The sequence below is a fragment of the Erythrobacter donghaensis genome (assembly GCF_002155425.1).
Lineage (GTDB): Bacteria > Pseudomonadota > Alphaproteobacteria > Sphingomonadales > Sphingomonadaceae > Erythrobacter > Erythrobacter donghaensis.
This window is the reverse complement of the sequence record NZ_MUYG01000007.1, coordinates 258,453-273,692: the sequence shown is the minus strand read 5'-3', so window position 1 is coordinate 273,692 and position 15,240 is coordinate 258,453. Positions and strand designations below refer to the sequence as shown.

Below are 15,240 nucleotides of genomic sequence, written 5' to 3'. Positions count from 1 at the left end.
GCAAATGCGCCTGTCCAACCTTGCCGATTATGCCGTCATCACGATGTGCCAGGCCGCCACGCATTGTGGCGATGGCCGGGTGAGCGCAGCGGAGCTGGCGGCGGAAACCGGCCTGCCGGTGCCGACGGTGCAGAAGCTGGTCTCGAAGCTGACCGCGGCGGGCCTGCTGCGCAGCGTGCGCGGCGCGCATGGCGGCTTGCAGCTCGGGCGGCCCGCGGCGGCGATCACCGTGGCGGACATCGTCGAGGCGATCGAAGGGCGCATCGCGCTCACCGCCTGCGTCGATCACACGCCTTGCGATTACGAGGCCGGGTGCAGCATGAAGTCGCACTGGCCGATCATCAACAACGCGCTGCGCGGCGCGCTGGCGGGCATCACCCTTGCCCAGCTGCGCGGCCCTTTCGCAGCACCGACCCCCATGACCGAGGATCATCTGGCATGAGCGAGAACATCGACATTCAGGACCGGGAAGCGCGCGAAGCCGCGGCCAAGGTCGCCGATTACGAGCATGGCTGGTCGTCGGACATCGAAACCGAATTCGCCGAGAAGGGCCTGACCGAAGACACCGTCCGCTTCATCAGCGCCAAGAAGAACGAGCCAGAATGGATGCTCGAATGGCGGCTCAAGGCTTTCCGCCTGTGGCAGACCATGGAAGAGCCCGATTGGGCCAAGGTTGGCTACCCCAAGATCGACTATCAGGACGCCTATTACTACGCCGCGCCCAAGAAGAAGATCGAGCTCGATTCGCTCGACGACCTCGATCCCGAGATCAAGCGGGTCTACGACAAGCTCGGCATTCCTCTGGGCGAGCAGGAAGTGCTCGCCGGGGTCAAGGGTGCGAAGAAGGTGGCGGTGGACGCGGTGTTCGATTCCGTCAGCGTCGCCACCAGCTTCCGCGAGGAACTGCTGCGCGCGGGCGTGATCTTCCTCTCGATCTCCGAGGCGATCCGCGAATATCCCGATCTGGTGAAGAAGTGGCTGGGCCGCGTCGTGCCGGTGCGCGACAACTACTTCGCGGCGCTGAACTGCGCGGTCTTCTCCGACGGCACCTTCGTCTATGTGCCCGAAGGCGTGCGCTGCCCGATGGAGCTCAGCACCTATTTCCGCATCAATGCCGAAAACACCGGGCAGTTCGAACGCACGCTGATCATCGCCGACAAGGGCGCCTATGTCAGCTACCTCGAAGGCTGCACCGCCCCGATGCGCGACGAAAACCAGCTCCACGCCGCCGTGGTCGAGCTGGTCGCGATGGATGATGCCGAGATCAAGTATTCGACCGTGCAGAACTGGTACCCTGGCAATGCCGAGGGCAAGGGCGGCATCTACAACTTCGTCACCAAGCGCGCGCTGTGCCAGGGGGACCGTTCGAAGGTCAGCTGGACGCAGGTCGAAACTGGCTCGGCGGTGACGTGGAAGTATCCTTCCTGCGTCCTCAACGGCGAGGACAGCGTGGGCGAGTTCTACTCGGTCGCGGTCACCAACAATTACCAGCAGGCCGACACCGGCACCAAGATGATCCACAACGGCAAGAACAGCCGCTCGACGATCATCTCCAAGGGGGTTTCGGCGGGCAAGTCGAACAACACCTACCGCGGCCTCGTCCGCGTCGGCCCGACGGCCAGCGGCGTGCGCAACTTCACCCAGTGCGACAGCCTGCTGCTCGGCGATCAATGCGGCGCGCACACCGTGCCCTATATCGAGGTGAAGAACCCCACCGCCCAGATCGAGCACGAGGCGACCACCAGCAAGATCAGCGACGAACAGCTGTTCTACGCGATGCAGCGCGGCCTCGGCGAAGAGGAAGCCGTGGCGCTGATCGTCAACGGCTTTGCCAAGGACGTGCTCAAAGAGCTGCCGATGGAATTTGCGGTCGAAGCGCAGAAGCTGCTGGCGATCTCGCTGGAAGGTTCGGTGGGATGACCAAGGCTCGCCACACCCGTCATGCTGAACTCGTTTCAGCATCCATCCTGCCTCAAGCGCGGACGGCGCGGGCGGAGAAATGGACCCTGAAACAAGTTCAGGGTGACGAAGGTGGTATGCTTGAGGGGAGCGTGGGGTGAGGGCTTTGGCGCCTCTCTCTGCATGCGTCGTCCTCGCGGCCTGCGGCGGCGCAGTCGCCGCAGACGAGCGCTCGACATACGTCAGCAAGATTGAGAGCTGTTTTGAGAAAGTGGCCCCAGACGGCAAAGTTGACCGGGCGCAGGCAGACGTCGCAGTCGCAAAGTGCCAAGGCCCAATCGAGGCCTATTCTCGGTACAACGTCCAACAAATGTTCGGACGGAAGCTCGATGAAAACGACGAGGAAATGACGACCGTCTCCCGCATCCACCAGAATGCATTGAAGGACTTCGCTATTCGCAAGCTCACAACCGGCGAGGGTAACTGGCAATGACCACCCGTAAAACCCTCGCCCTCAACCCAGAGGCTGCCACCGCCGAAGCACCCGCGCTCAAGAAGAAGGGCCGCGGGTGGGAGATTTCGGATTCCCGCCTCGACGCGCTGCACGAACAGGCGCGCGAGCTGCGCCGCCATTCGTCCGAAGCGCACAAGGCGCTGGCCGAGAAGTTCTCCAAGGCTGATCTGGGCCGCTACACCTTCAAGCGCTTCGCCGTCGTCGGCTCGGCGATCGTCGATTTCAACTGCCACAACCTCGGCCTCGCGCTGGCGATCGACGAGGAGGGGCAGAACGATGCCCTCGCCAAGCGGCGCGACAAGAGCCTCGAAAGCGTCGGAATCAAGGTGATGCGGATTGCGGCGACCGATATCCTCACCGATATCGACGCGGTGCTCAAGCAACTCACGCAAGTCATGCGCGAGCGGATCGAGGAACGCAAAGCCGCTGCCCGCGCGCACAAAGCGGCGAACCCCAAGCAGACCTACGACCGCCCCAAGCCCAGAGGAACAGACCGCGCAACCGATCGCGGTGCGGATCGTTCCGCCAGCACCAGACCTTCAACCCGGAGCCGCAAGCCGTGATCGCAACCCTCGTTTTTGCCCCCCTCTTTGCCCTGCAAGCCGCTGGCGAGGCCGCCGTCGCGATCAAGAACGACAATCCGGAAACCTGGACGGTCGAATATCCGCGCCTGATCCAGCCCTTCGTCGCCGATTATCGCCGCTGCCTCACGGTCACCAACCGCACGATTGCGGGCAAGGCCGATCTGGAGGCCCAGCACCAGACCGACATCACGCGCTGCGCCGCCGTGAAGGCCAAGTCGATCGCGCAGTCGAACGCCATGCTCGACGGGGCCAAGACCACCATGAGCCCCGAGGAAGTGGACCGCCTGTTCGACAATATCGGCAAGATCCACGTCGCGCGCGGGCGCGATCTCGACCAGCAATTCCTCTCGCGCATGGCCGGGGCCGACGCGGCCAGCACCGCCTATGAGGCGGGCAAGCCCAAGGGCCTCGTGATCGAACTGCGCGACGCCAGCGTGGTCAAGGCGCGCACCGACGCCAGCGCCGCCGCCGCCGCCGCCGCCGAAGCCAGCAAGGACAAGCCGTAATGCTCATCATCGAGAACCTCCACGCCACCGTTGGCGGGCCGGAGAACCCCAAGCCGATCCTCAAGGGCCTGTCGCTCAGCGTCCCGGCGGGCGAGATCCATGCGATCATGGGCCCCAACGGCGCGGGCAAATCGACCCTGTCGAACGTGCTTGGCGGCAAGCCCGGTTACGAGGTGACCGCGGGCAGCGTGACCTTCCGGGGCGAGGACCTGCTGGCGCTGGAACCGCATGAACGCGCGGCCAAGGGGCTGTTCCTCGGTTTCCAGTATCCGGTCGAGATCCCCGGCGTTTCCAACGTCCAGTTCCTGCGCGAAGCGCTCAATTCCCAGCGCAAGGCGCGCGGGGAGGAGCCCTTGAGCGGGGGCGAGTTCCTCAAACTCGCCAAGGACAAGGCGGGCCTGCTCAAGATGGACATGGACATGCTCAAGCGGCAGGTGAATGTCGGCTTCTCCGGCGGCGAGAAGAAGCGCGCCGAGATGGTGCAGATGGGCATCCTCGACCCCGCCTTCGCGGTGCTGGACGAGACCGACTCTGGCCTCGATATCGATGCGCTGCGGATCGTGGGCGCGGGGATCAATTCCATCATGCGCTCGCCCGACAAGGCCGTGCTGCTCATCACCCACTACCAGCGCCTGCTCGACGTGGTGAAGCCCGACAAGGTGAGCATCCTCGCCGGTGGCCGCATCGTCGAGACCGGCGGGCCGGAACTCGCCCTGCGGCTCGAAGCCGAGGGCTATGACGCGGTGATGGCGTGACGCACCTGCTGACACTTTCTCTGGCGCTCTCTGCCGCCCAACCGGTGGCGGAACCGCCCGTCGATCACGAGATCGAGGTGATCGCCAACAAGCTGCGCACCTGGCGCGGCGACTGGAAGCTCAGCAAGGGCAATGTCACCTGCAAGACCAAGCGCTCGACCGGCGACAAGGCAATTGACGCTATCGGCTGCGACGCGATGGTGCAATGCATCGCGCCGATTGCGCCGCAATTTGTCGCGCTGGGCGAGTCCAAGCTGCCCAAGGACGAGATGAACCGCCGGGCCGACGCGCTGCTGAAAGACGCGGGCATTGGCGAATGCGTGGTTTCCCGGCGCGAGGCGGGCATTGCCGCCCTTGCTGCCGCACGCCGGAGCAAGCGGTCATGATCCTCGCCGCCGCCCTGCTGCTGGCCGCGCCCGTCGCCCCGCTGCCACTGTCCGAGCCGGACAGCGAGATCTTGGTGCTGGCCAATCTGCGCAGCGTGTCGGTCAATGTCGGCCAGGATCGCGAGGGTCGCTGGCATTGCGGGCTTGATCGATCGACCGGGCGGGCCAGCCTCGATGACAAGCTGTGCCGCGCGGTGACCAAATGCGTGCGCAAAGGCGCCGCCGATACTGCCGCCGTTGATGCCTGCATTCGCACCAGACGTGCGGGCCTCGTGCGCGAGGTGGAACGGGCGATGAAGAAGGGGTCGAAATGACCGAAGCAGCCACTCTCACCCTCCCCACGCGCCGTGACGAGGCCTGGCGCTATGCCGACATGGACGCGCTCGCGCGGCTGGGCATGGCGGCGCTCGACCAGTGGAAGGAAATCACTCTCGCGCCCGGCGAGACGCGCCGTCATGCGATGGTGGTCGGATCGGCCTCGCCCGAGTTGCACCGCATCCGCATCCGGCTTGGCGAAGGCGCGCGGGCCGAGCTGTTCGTCACCAATGCGGGCAGCGATTACACCCGCGTCGAGGTCGAAGTGCATCTCGCGAGAGCCGCGCATTTCGAATTCGGCGGCGTCACCATCGGCGGCGGCACCGCGACGCGCGAATTCGTGACGCAGGTGATCCATGCCGAGCCCGAGGCGACCAGCAACCAGACCATCCGCGCCGTCCACTGGAACACCGGCACGGGCAATTTCCTCGGCGAAATCAAGGTCGCGCGCCACGCGCAGAAGACCGACGCGGCGCAGGATTTCAAGGGCCTGCTGCTCGAAGCCGGGGCGAGCGCCAATGCCGTCCCGCAGCTCGAAATCTTTGCCGACGACGTCAAGTGCGCCCACGGCGCGACGGTGGGCGCGCTCGACGAGGCAGCGCGCTTCTACATGATGGCACGCGGGGTCGATCCCGCCACGGCACAGCGGCTGATGGTGCAGGCCTTCATCGGCGACGCCTTCGTGGCGCTGGACGACGAGGCCCAGCGCGAGACTCTGCTCGACGCGGCGCTGGCGGCGCTGGAGGGGGCCAAGCTGTGACTAATTCCAACCTTGCGAGTCCCCGCGCAGGCGGGGACCTCAGGCCGCAAGGCACTGAACCGACCGAGGCCCCCGCCTGCGCGGGGGCGCTCCTCGCCGAGGCTCGTCGCGATTTTCCCGGCATGGTCACCCATGACGGCACACCCTGGCACTACCTCGACACCGCCGCCACCGCGCAAAAGCCGCGCGCTGTCATCAACGCCATGGCGCGCGCGCTGGGGGAGGATTACGCGACCGTCCACCGCGGGGTCTACACCCGCTCGGCGGAGATGACGCTGGCTTACGAAGCGGCGCGGCGCACCGTCGCGCAGTTCATCGGCGGGCACGAGGACGAGCTGGTCTTCGCCCGCGGCGCTACGGAAGCGATCAACCTCGTCGCGCAGACCTGGGGCCGCGCGAACCTCAAGGCAGGCGACCGCATCCTGCTCTCGCAGGCCGAGCATCATTCGAACATCGTGCCCTGGCAGATGGTGGCGGAAGAGGTCGGCGCAATCATCGACGTCTGCCCGTTGACGGACGATCACTGCATCGACCTCGACGCGGCCGAGGCGATGCTGACCGAGCGTCACAAGCTGGTCGCGTGGGGCCATGTCTCCAACGTCACCGGCGCGCTGCTCGATGCCCCGCGCGCCGCCGCGATGGCGCATCGCGTGGGCGCTTTGCTGCTGCTCGATGGCTGCCAGTCGGCGCCGCATATGCAGGTCGATGTCATGTCGTTGGCATGCGATCTCTACGTCTTCTCCGCGCACAAGCTCTATGGCCCGACCGGGATCGGGGCACTGTGGGCGAAGAAGGAGCTGCTCGCCGAGATGCCCCCCTATCAGGGCGGCGGGGCGATGATCGACCGGGTGACCTTCGCCAAGACCACCTATGCCGATGGCCCCCAGCGGTTCGAGGCCGGCACCCCCGCGATCACCGAGGCGATCGCCTTTGCCGCCGCCGCCGATTACGTCAGCGCCATCGGCCCACAGCGCATCCACGCGCATGAACAGGCGCTGGTCGCCCGCCTGCGCCGCGAACTCGGGGCACTGAATGACGTCACGCTGTTTGGCCCCGCCGACAGCGCCGGGATCGTCAGCTTCGCGCTTGATGACATTCACCCGCACGACCTCGGCACGATCCTCGACGAGAGCAATGTCGCGATCCGCGCCGGGCACCATTGCGCCCAGCCGCTGATGGATTACCTCGGCGTTCCCGCCACCGCGCGCGCCAGCTTCGGCCTCTATTCGACCGAGGCCGATGTCGACGCGCTGCTCGCCGGGATCGCCCGCACCCGCAAGATTTTTGGAAGAGGATGAGAGCGATGGACAGCTCAGCCGAAAAACCCCCGCGCGCCCGTGTGGAAGATGCGATCGACACCGATGCGCCCGCTGCACCGCGCAACCGTGACTATCTCGAAGGCTTCCTCGCCGCCAAGACCGGCGAAGCGGCGGTCGGCGGCGATGGTAGCGAACTTCAGGCTGACGTGATCGCCGCGCTGCGCGAGATTTTCGACCCGGAAATCCCGGTCAACATCTACGATCTCGGCCTGATCTACGGGGTCGAGGTGGACGACAACCGCGACGCCACCGTCACCATGACGCTGACGACGCCGCATTGCCCGGTGGCCGAGACCATGCCGGGCGAAGTCGAACTGCGCGTCTCGAGCGTGCCGGGGATCCGCGATGCCGAGGTCAATCTCGTCTGGGATCCGCCGTGGGGCCCGCACAAGATGAGCGACGAAGCACGGCTCGAACTGGGGATGCTGTGACGCTGGCACAGGCCCTCACGATCACTCTCGCGGACTACCGCGATCCGCACGATGCGGCGGACGTGGTGGCGCTGCTCGATGCCTATGCGCGGGATCCGATGGGCGGCGGCGCGCCGCTCTCCGAGACGACCAAGGCGCGGCTGACGGACGACCTCGCGGCAAACCCGCAGGCTTTCTCGCTGATCGCACGGCTTGAAGATCGGGCTGTCGGCCTCGCCAACTGCTTCATGGGCTATTCGACCTTCGCCGCCGCGCCGCTGGTCAATATCCACGATCTCGCAGTGCTGCCGGAGACACGCGGCAAGGGCGTCGGCAAAGCGCTGCTCGCCGCCGTCGAGGCCGAGGCCTTGAAGCGCGGGGCCTGCAAGGTCACATTGGAGGTGTTGAGCGGCAATCCCGCGCGCCATCTCTATGCGCGCGAAGGCTATGGCGACTACCAGCTCGATCCCGCCACCGGGCACGCGCTGTTCTGGCAAAAGAGGCTGACATGACCGAGACCACCACGACTGCACGCCCCGCTCCGAAGGCCGCCGTCACCCTGACGCCGAGCGCCGAGGCGCGCGTCGCAGAATTGATGAGCAAGGCGCCGGAGGACGCGATCGGCGTCAAGCTATCCACGCCCCGGCGCGGCTGTTCGGGCCTCGCCTATTCGGTGGACTACGTCACCACCGAAGCCAAGTTCGACGAGAAGATCCTCACCCCCGGCGGCGTGTTCTACATCGACGGCGCGAGCGTGCTCTATCTCGTCGGCAGCGTGATGGACTGGCGCGAGGACGATTTCACCGCCGGCTTCGTGTTCGAAAACCCCAATGCCAAGGGTGCCTGCGGCTGCGGCGAAAGCTTCATGGTCTGAGGCGGGACTCGCCATGGCTGTGTTGGTGTGGTAAGACACCGCCATGGCAAAGCGCAGCAATGATAGCCCGCTTCAGAGGGTTGAGGAGCTCAAAGCCCAGCGTGCGCGCGAATTGCAGGCGATCGTCGACCGGCTGACCGGAGAGCTTGAAGCGCTCGAAGCCCGTCTCGCCGCTACCGAAGATCAGAACGAGCGGATCATGCTCAAGGCCGAGATCGTGCATTTCACGCTAGCTTTGAAGCAGCTTCAGCGCGGGCACTACGGCAACAGCAAGCGCAAGCCGCCGGAGGCGGGCCTCGCTGTGCCCGCTGTCCCGCCAAGCGGGCCACTCCCGAAGCAGGGTGGCGCCGCCGCCCCGCTCGAGTTCGACAGCTAAGCGCTCAATCTTCCGCCGCGAGCCGTTCGATCAGGCGGGTTTCCAGTTCGTCGACCTCGCCATCGGCGTTGATCATCTTTTCGAGCCATTCGCTCTCGAAATCGGTGATCGCCGCGCCCGCTGCGGCTTGCGCGCCGTAATCCGGGCCGGCCTGCTTCTTGCCGAACACCTTGCCGAAGTGGTTCGCCGTCTTGGGCGCCTCGCGCACCATGCGGCCGAAGAAGCGCCCGACGCTCGCCTGATTGTCGGCGACGAAGGCCTCCAGCTCGCGGCGGCGTTCGTGGCTCAGCTGCGCGTGCTTGAGGGTGAAGCCCTTGAGATAGTTGAGCACCCCGTCGATGAACAGATCGCCCCATTCGTCGGCGTTTTCCTCGGCGAGGGTCGCGTCCTTCAGGCGGAACAGCATTTCGGCATCGAAGCGGGTGACAGCGGCAGGGCCGTGGCCGCCGCTAGCAAAGATCACCCGGCGGATGATCCGGCATTCAGCCGAGGTGATACGTGTCGCAGCGAGTTCGCCGCCGCAGCGGGTCGGGCCGGTGCCGCTCAGCACCTCACGCTCGACCACGCCCAGCACATAGGCCTTGAGCCGGTCAGGCGTGTTCTCGGCGCGTTCGATGATGCGCACCATGCATTCAAGCTCGACCATGCTCTCGACCGCGCCATCGGCCTCGATCTGCGCGATCAGCCATTCGGCTTCCTCGTCCGAGCATTGCAGGCGGGGCGGGGTGCCGTTGAGCACGTGTTCGCCCACCGCCTCGACGAAGAAGTCGCACCATTCGGGGCTGCGATCCTTCAGCGCGCGGTTGAGCTCGAACAGCGTCTCGGCCTCGGCGCGGGTGATGATCCCGTCGCCCCAGCCTTCGCGGCGCAGGGCGAGCAGTTCCTCGGCGGTGATCCGGCCATCGGCAAGCGCGGCCTTGGCTACGGCGGTGAATTGGGTGGTCATGCTGGTGCTGTCCCCTGAAAACTTGCGCAGGGTCATGGCACGAACAGGCTTAAGACGGGGTTACCGCCCCTCGACTTCGCGAATGCAGGCGGCGGGATCGGCTGGAGCGCCGCCCTGCCGCAGCCGGGCTTCGACATGGGTCGCGGTCGGTTCGGCGGCGGCGGCGAGGGGGTAGAGATAGATGTCCAGCACGCAGGCGCTCCCGGCGAACTGGAGCTTCCGCGCATCGCCCTCGGCCACGTCGAGCCGGGGGGTGCCGAAGCGGCTGAGCAGCGCTGCGGGGGGTGATCCGATCACCCCGACGAGGCCCTGCGGCGCCATCACCTGGGGCACCACCACGATGGTGCTGCGTGGCGGCGCGGCGGCAGCAGGGGCGCGTGCGGGCGCGGGTTTTCCGGGCCCCGCACAGGCGGCGAGGGCCAGCCCGAGACCCGCAGTCATGGCCAGCCGCGCCGCGATCATGTGTCTACCTCGCCAGACAGGCGTCGCAGCACCAGATGGGTGCCCGCCGCCGCGCCGATCACCGGGGCGATCAGGCCCAGCACCGGCACCAGCATCATCGCCGCCACCACCGCGCCCAGCACCACCCGCTCGGCGAAGGGCACGGGATTGGCGCTCTCCGCCCCCCGGCAATGCCGCAGCCACGCCATGTCGGTGCACTCGCGCCCCAGCAGCACGGCGTTGACGGCGAGGAACACCAGCCCCGGCCCCACCGCAGTGAACAGCAGCACCGCCGCCAGCGGCAGGGCGAGGAGGTTGTAGCCCAGCATCCGCATGAGGCCCCGGCTCGCCACCGCCATCTCGCGCGTCAGCGGCAGGGGCTGCGCGGCCTTGGCCAGCGCGGGATAGTGCCGTGCCTCGACCGCAGCCACCACCTCGTCGGCGAAGAACTGGAGCACCGTCAGCGCCACCGCGCGGAACAGCAGCCACGCAGCGAGCAGACCGAGCACCACCGCCGCCACACCGGCCCAAGCCTCGTCCCAGCCGACCTGCGCAACCAGCGTCGCCAGCCCGAAATAGATCCCCACGCCCGCCGCCGCGAACACCGCCAGCGTCACCGCGATGCTCTTGGCCGCGACCCGGCGCACGGCGCGGTCGCCCAGCTGGCCAAAGGCCTTCGTCACGGCAGCGGGAACGTGAGACATGGCCCGCTGCGATGCGTCGCCCCGCCGGTGAAGTCAACGCGGGGATGCTGCACCGCACACAGATGGCTTGGCGTAGCGGGCGAAGGCGGCTAGGCGGCGCGCAGTTTTGCCATCCGAGGAACCTGCCGTGCCCGAAACCACCCCGCCCCGTTACGACGTGATCGCCATTGGCAATGCCGTGGTCGACGTAATTGCCTCTTGCGGGGAGGAGCTGATCGAGGAGCTCGAGCTTAACCGCGGCGGCATGACCCTGATCGACGAAGCGCGCGCCGACGCGCTCTACGAAGCCATGCCGCCCGCGCGCGAAATCTCCGGCGGGTCGGCGGCCAACACGCTGGCGGGCCTTGCCACGCTCGGCCTGCAATGCGCCTTCATCGGCCAGGTCGCCGACGATCAGCTCGGCAAGGTGTTCCGCCACGACATGCGCGCCACCGGCATTGATTTCGACACCCCGGCGCGCCCCACCAGCGACAAGGATTCCGAACCCGCCACCGGCCGCGTGCTGATCTTCGTCACGCCCGACGGCGAGCGCACGATGAACACCTTCCTCGGCGCGGGCCAGTTCCTGCCCGCCGCCGCGCTTGACGAAGACCTGATCGCCAGCGGGGCGATCCTCTATCTCGAAGGCTATCTGTGGGACCCGGAAGAGCCCCGCCGCGCGATGCGCCGCGCAATCGAGGTCGCGCGCGCAGCGGGCCGCAAGATCGCCTTCACGGCCTCGGAAAGCTTCGTCATCGCGCGCCACGGCGACGATTTCCGCAGCATGATCGACGATGGCGTGATCGACATCCTGTTCGTCAACGAAAGCGAGCTGGCGACCCTGACGGGCGAGGACGATTTCGAGACGGGCCTCGCGCAAATCGCGGGCAAGGTGCCGGTGCTGGTCGCGACCCGCTCCGAAAAGGGCGCGGTTGCGATTGCCCATGGCGAGCGTGCCGAAGTCGCCGCCGTGCCGGTGCTGAAGGTCGTCGACACCACCGGCGCGGGCGACCAGTTCGCGGCGGGCTTCCTGTCGGGCTACGTCAAGGGCGAGCCGCTGACCCGCTGCCTCAAGCGCGGCGCGATCTGCGCCTCGGAAGTGATCTCGCACTACGGCCCGCGGCCGGAGGCGGATATGCTCAAGCTGATGGACGAAAGGCTCTGATTCGGTGCGCCCCCGCCTGCGCGGGGGCGTCCGAACAAGGCGCAACCCTCATAGCGTGGCGGTGTTTCGGTCGCGCCAGCGACCGCAAGGCCACGCGGCCGCCCCGCAGGCGATCAGGCCCGCAAGGGCCTGAAACTCGCCGAGGATGTGCCCGCAACCGCGGGCACGCAATCAGGAACCCTTTTTATACCGCTCGATCGCCTCGATGGTGATCTGGCGCGCTTCGGCGGCGTCGCCCCACTTGCCCACGCGCACCCACTTTTCGGCTTCCAGATCCTTGTAGTGGGTGAAGAAGTGCTCGATCTGCTGGAAGATGATCGAGGGCAGATCCTTTGTCTCGGCCACGTCCGAGTAATAGGGGAAGGTGGTGTCCACCGGCACGCAGATCAGCTTTTCGTCCCCGCCATGCTCGTCTTCGAGGTTGAGCACGCCGATCGGGCGGCAGCGCACCACGCAGCCGGGGATGAAAGGCGAACGCGCAATCACCAGCGCATCTAGCGGGTCGCCGTCGGGCGACAGCGTGTGCGGCACGAAGCCGTAGTTCGCCGGATAGCGCATCGGCGTGTGCAGGATGCGGTCGACGAACAGCGCGCCGCTTTCCTTGTCGAATTCATACTTCACCGGCTCGCCCCCGGTGGGCACTTCGATGATGACGTTGAGATCGTCGGGCGGGTTCACCCCGGTGGGGATCTTGTCGATGCGCATGGTTGGTCTCTTTGTTCTGTGCGTTGCAAGAGGAGGTGCCGCGCGCCTTAAAGCGTGTCGCAGGATTGCGAAAGGGGCTGTGTGGGCCTAATCGCGCACCGCTATGAGCAAGAAAACCCCTCAGGCCATCCGCGGCACCCAGGACATTTTCGGCGCCGATGCCGAGGCTTTCGCCTTCGTGGTCGAAACCTTCGAGCGCGTGCGCCGCCTCTACCGCTTCCGCCGGGTGGAAATGCCGGTGTTCGAGAAGACCGAGGTGTTCGCGCGCTCGCTCGGCGAGACCACCGATGTGGTGTCGAAGGAGATGTATTCCTTCGACGACCGCGGCGGCGAGAGCCTGACCCTGCGCCCCGAATTCACCGCCGGGATCGCGCGTGCCTTCCTGACCAATGGCTGGCAGCAATATGCGCCGCTGAAGGTCGCGACCCACGGCCCGCTGTTCCGCTACGAGCGCCCGCAGAAGGGCCGCTACCGCCAGTTCCACCAGATCGACGCCGAGGTGATCGGCGCGGCCGAGCCGCAGGCGGATGTGGAACTGCTGGCGATGGCGGATCAGCTTTTGCGCGAGCTTGGCATCCACGATGTCACCCTGCACCTTAATACACTGGGCGACGGCGCGAGCCGCGAGGCGTGGCGTGCGGCCCTGATCGAATATTTCCGCGCGGTGAAGGATCAGCTTTCGGAAGAATCGCAGGAGCGGCTGGAGAAGAACCCGCTGCGGATCCTCGATTCGAAGGATCCGAGGGACAAGCCGTTCCTCGCCGATGCGCCCAAGATCGACGCCTTTCTGTCGGAGGAGGCGAGCGCCTTCTTCGCGGCGGTGACGTGTGGGCTGGACGCGGCAGGCGCGAAGTGGGTGCGGGCCGAAAGCCTCGTCCGGGGCCTCGACTACTACCGCCACACGGCCTTCGAATTCATCCCCGACGAGGGGAGTGCTTCGGCCGCCGCGTTGGGGTCGCAGAGCACCGTGCTTGGCGGCGGGCGCTACGATGGGCTGATGGAGTCGCTGGGCGGCGCGCCAACGCCTGCGGTGGGTTGGGCTGCGGGGATCGAGCGGCTGGCGATGCTGGTTGGGACGCGGGAGGCCGAACCGCTCGAGGCGATGGTGCTTGTCGAAGATGACGCGGGCCTCGGCGCCGCATTCTCTTTGCTCGCAGACCTTCGCAATGCCGGGATCGTCGCTGAAATCATGGCGACCGGTTCGCCCAAGAAGCGCTATGACAAGGCTGTGAAACAGCAGCCGCGCGCGATTCTGCGGGTTGGTGCGAACGGTTACGACACTTTTTCTGGCGAACTCAGTCAAGCGCTGTCCGCCGTTCTGAAGTCTCGCATTCAGCCCCTTTCGTCACCCCGGGCTTGACCCGGGGCCAGGCTTCCTTTTCCGGGGCCTGCCATTAATTAGCCAAGGCCCGCATCAAGTGCGGACTGAGGATAGAAGAAAAAATCGTGAAAATCCCCCCCGAACGCCTTGACCAGATCGCGCACCGCTTTGCGGAGCTTGAAGCGCGCATGGCGTCCGGCACGCTCGAGGGCGAGGCCTTTGTCCGCGCCTCTCGCGATTATGCGGAACTCGAACCGGTGGCGAAGATCGCCGCCGAGGTGAAATCCGCGCGTGAGGAGATGGACGGCCTGCAAGACATGCTCGCCGACCCCGAGATGAAGGCGATGGCCGAGGACGAGCTCGCCCAGATCAAGGCCACCCTCCCCGATCTCGAACGCCGCTTGGCCATCGCGCTGCTGCCGCGCGACAGCGCGGACGCCAAGCCCGCAATGCTCGAAATCCGCGCTGGCACCGGGGGTGACGAGGCCGCGCTGTTCGCCGCCGATCTCTACCGCATGTACGAACGCTATGCCGCCGAGCAGGGCTGGAAGGTCGAGCCGGTCAGCATCAACGCCTCGGACATCGGCGGCTACAAGGAAGTGATCGCCAACGTCACCGGCACCGGCGTGTTTGCGAAGCTGAAGTTCGAAAGCGGCGTCCACCGCGTCCAGCGCGTGCCCGTGACCGAAAGCGGCGGGCGCATCCACACCTCGGCCGCGACCGTCGCGGTGCTCGCCGAGCCCGACGAGGTGGACGTGCAGATCGAGGACAAGGACCTCAAGATCGACGTTTACCGCGCCTCTGGAGCCGGGGGCCAGCACGTCAACACCACCGATTCGGCGGTGCGCATCACCCACCTGCCGACCGGCACCGTGGTCACCTGTCAGGATGGGCGCAGCCAGCACAAGAACAAGGAAAAGGCGATGCAAGTGCTGCGCACGCGGCTCTACGATGCCCAGCGCGAGGCCACCCAGGGCGCCGAGGCCGAGGCCAGGAAGGCGATGGTCGGCAGCGGCGACCGCTCGGAGCGCATCCGCACCTACAACTTCCCGCAAGGCCGCGTGACCGATCACCGCATCGGGCTGACGCTGCACAAGCTGGAAGAAGTGCTCGCCGGGCCGGGCCTTGCCGAGCTGGTCGACGCGCTGATCGCCGAGGACGAGGGCAAGCGGCTGGCGGCGCTGGCGGAGTGAGGAACGGCCCTCAAACTCCGTTCGTGTCGAGCGAAGTCGAGACACCTGCGCTATTGCCTCTCGCCTACGTGCGAGGCGAACGGAGGGT

The 15,240-nt window shown here is 66.5% G+C and carries 21 protein-coding genes; 17 read left to right on the top strand and 4 right to left on the bottom strand.

The window, feature by feature from the left end; genetic code table 11:
- Positions 1-4 precede the first annotated feature (4 nt).
- The 14 genes from BZF59_RS04330 to BZF59_RS04265 all read left to right on the top strand — a co-directional run bounded on the left by BZF59_RS04330 (position 5) and on the right by BZF59_RS04265 (position 8,698).
- Positions 5-442 (top strand): SUF system Fe-S cluster assembly regulator, encoded by a 438-nt coding sequence (locus tag BZF59_RS04330; protein WP_086607011.1) that lies wholly within the window; start codon positions 5-7, stop codon positions 440-442.
- On the top strand, positions 439-1,920 hold the full coding sequence (gene sufB / locus BZF59_RS04325) for a Fe-S cluster assembly protein SufB (RefSeq protein ID WP_086607010.1): 1,482 nt from the start codon (positions 439-441) through the stop codon (positions 1,918-1,920). Before BZF59_RS04330 ends, sufB begins: the two co-directional genes overlap by 4 nt.
- Positions 1,921-2,065: 145 nt before the next feature.
- Positions 2,066-2,392 (top strand): hypothetical protein, encoded by a 327-nt coding sequence (locus tag BZF59_RS04320; RefSeq protein WP_143738089.1) that lies wholly within the window; start codon positions 2,066-2,068, stop codon positions 2,390-2,392.
- On the top strand, positions 2,389-2,976 hold the full coding sequence (locus tag BZF59_RS04315; RefSeq protein ID WP_086607008.1) for an endonuclease domain-containing protein: 588 nt from the start codon (positions 2,389-2,391) through the stop codon (positions 2,974-2,976). The genes BZF59_RS04320 and BZF59_RS04315 overlap by 4 nt, the downstream gene beginning before the upstream one ends.
- A complete protein-coding gene (locus BZF59_RS04310) occupies positions 2,973-3,503 on the top strand; it encodes a hypothetical protein (RefSeq protein ID WP_086607007.1) in 531 nt (176 codons plus the stop codon). The genes BZF59_RS04315 and BZF59_RS04310 overlap by 4 nt, the downstream gene beginning before the upstream one ends.
- Complete coding sequence (gene sufC, locus BZF59_RS04305; protein ID WP_086607006.1) at positions 3,503-4,258, top strand: Fe-S cluster assembly ATPase SufC; 756 nt, start codon at positions 3,503-3,505, stop codon at positions 4,256-4,258. The genes BZF59_RS04310 and sufC overlap by 1 nt, the downstream gene beginning before the upstream one ends.
- A 44-nt stretch (positions 4,259-4,302) precedes the next feature.
- Positions 4,303-4,644, top strand: coding sequence for a hypothetical protein (locus BZF59_RS04300; RefSeq protein WP_086607005.1), 342 nt, complete (start codon positions 4,303-4,305; stop codon positions 4,642-4,644).
- Positions 4,641-4,958, top strand: coding sequence for a hypothetical protein (locus BZF59_RS04295; RefSeq protein WP_086607004.1), 318 nt, complete (start codon positions 4,641-4,643; stop codon positions 4,956-4,958). The genes BZF59_RS04300 and BZF59_RS04295 overlap by 4 nt, the downstream gene beginning before the upstream one ends.
- Entirely contained in the window at positions 4,955-5,719 is a 765-nt protein-coding gene (locus BZF59_RS04290; protein ID WP_086607003.1) for a SufD family Fe-S cluster assembly protein, read from the top strand. The genes BZF59_RS04295 and BZF59_RS04290 overlap by 4 nt, the downstream gene beginning before the upstream one ends.
- Positions 5,720-5,841: 122 nt before the next feature.
- On the top strand, positions 5,842-7,017 hold the full coding sequence (locus BZF59_RS04285) for a cysteine desulfurase (RefSeq protein ID WP_245806022.1): 1,176 nt from the start codon (positions 5,842-5,844) through the stop codon (positions 7,015-7,017).
- Positions 7,018-7,022: 5 nt separating this feature from the next.
- Complete coding sequence (locus BZF59_RS04280; RefSeq protein WP_086607001.1) at positions 7,023-7,469, top strand: SUF system Fe-S cluster assembly protein; 447 nt, start codon at positions 7,023-7,025, stop codon at positions 7,467-7,469.
- Complete coding sequence (locus BZF59_RS04275; protein ID WP_086607000.1) at positions 7,466-7,960, top strand: GNAT family N-acetyltransferase; 495 nt, start codon at positions 7,466-7,468, stop codon at positions 7,958-7,960. The genes BZF59_RS04280 and BZF59_RS04275 overlap by 4 nt, the downstream gene beginning before the upstream one ends.
- Positions 7,957-8,322, top strand: coding sequence for a HesB/IscA family protein (locus BZF59_RS04270; RefSeq protein ID WP_086606999.1), 366 nt, complete (start codon positions 7,957-7,959; stop codon positions 8,320-8,322). Before BZF59_RS04275 ends, BZF59_RS04270 begins: the two co-directional genes overlap by 4 nt.
- 43 nt (positions 8,323-8,365) lie before the next feature.
- A complete protein-coding gene (locus tag BZF59_RS04265) occupies positions 8,366-8,698 on the top strand; it encodes a hypothetical protein (protein WP_086606998.1) in 333 nt (110 codons plus the stop codon).
- Between the two features lie 4 nt (positions 8,699-8,702).
- Here BZF59_RS04265 and BZF59_RS04260 read toward each other — a convergent pair whose 3' ends face one another.
- From BZF59_RS04260 to BZF59_RS04250, 3 genes are read right to left on the bottom strand one after another with little or no spacing between them, the layout of a single operon-like run.
- Positions 8,703-9,644 carry a hypothetical protein gene (locus tag BZF59_RS04260; protein ID WP_086606997.1) on the bottom strand — a complete coding sequence of 314 codons (942 nt, stop codon included), beginning with the start codon at positions 9,642-9,644 and terminating at the stop codon, positions 8,703-8,705.
- 60 nt (positions 9,645-9,704) lie between these two features.
- Entirely contained in the window at positions 9,705-10,085 is a 381-nt protein-coding gene (locus BZF59_RS04255; RefSeq protein WP_245806012.1) for a hypothetical protein, read from the bottom strand.
- Between the two features lie 17 nt (positions 10,086-10,102).
- Positions 10,103-10,789: an EI24 domain-containing protein gene (locus tag BZF59_RS04250; protein WP_086606995.1), complete on the bottom strand. Its 687-nt coding sequence runs from the start codon at positions 10,787-10,789 to the stop codon at positions 10,103-10,105.
- A 127-nt stretch (positions 10,790-10,916) separates the two neighbouring features.
- Here BZF59_RS04250 and BZF59_RS04245 point away from each other — a divergent pair, with 127 nt between their 5' ends.
- Positions 10,917-11,933, top strand: a complete 1,017-nt coding sequence (locus BZF59_RS04245; RefSeq protein ID WP_086606994.1) for an adenosine kinase — start codon at positions 10,917-10,919, stop codon at positions 11,931-11,933.
- Between the two features lie 171 nt (positions 11,934-12,104).
- Here BZF59_RS04245 and ppa read toward each other — a convergent pair whose 3' ends face one another.
- Complete coding sequence (ppa, locus tag BZF59_RS04240) at positions 12,105-12,638, bottom strand: inorganic diphosphatase (RefSeq protein WP_086606993.1); 534 nt, start codon at positions 12,636-12,638, stop codon at positions 12,105-12,107.
- Positions 12,639-12,741: 103 nt separating this feature from the next.
- Here ppa and hisS point away from each other — a divergent pair, with 103 nt between their 5' ends.
- The gene (gene hisS, locus BZF59_RS04235; protein WP_245806011.1) at positions 12,742-13,998 is read left to right on the top strand and encodes a histidine--tRNA ligase; all 1,257 of its coding nucleotides are present in this window, start codon (positions 12,742-12,744) and stop codon (positions 13,996-13,998) included.
- An 86-nt stretch (positions 13,999-14,084) separates the two neighbouring features.
- Positions 14,085-15,152 carry a peptide chain release factor 1 gene (prfA, locus tag BZF59_RS04230; protein WP_086606992.1) on the top strand — a complete coding sequence of 356 codons (1,068 nt, stop codon included), beginning with the start codon at positions 14,085-14,087 and terminating at the stop codon, positions 15,150-15,152.
- Positions 15,153-15,240 lie beyond the last annotated feature (88 nt).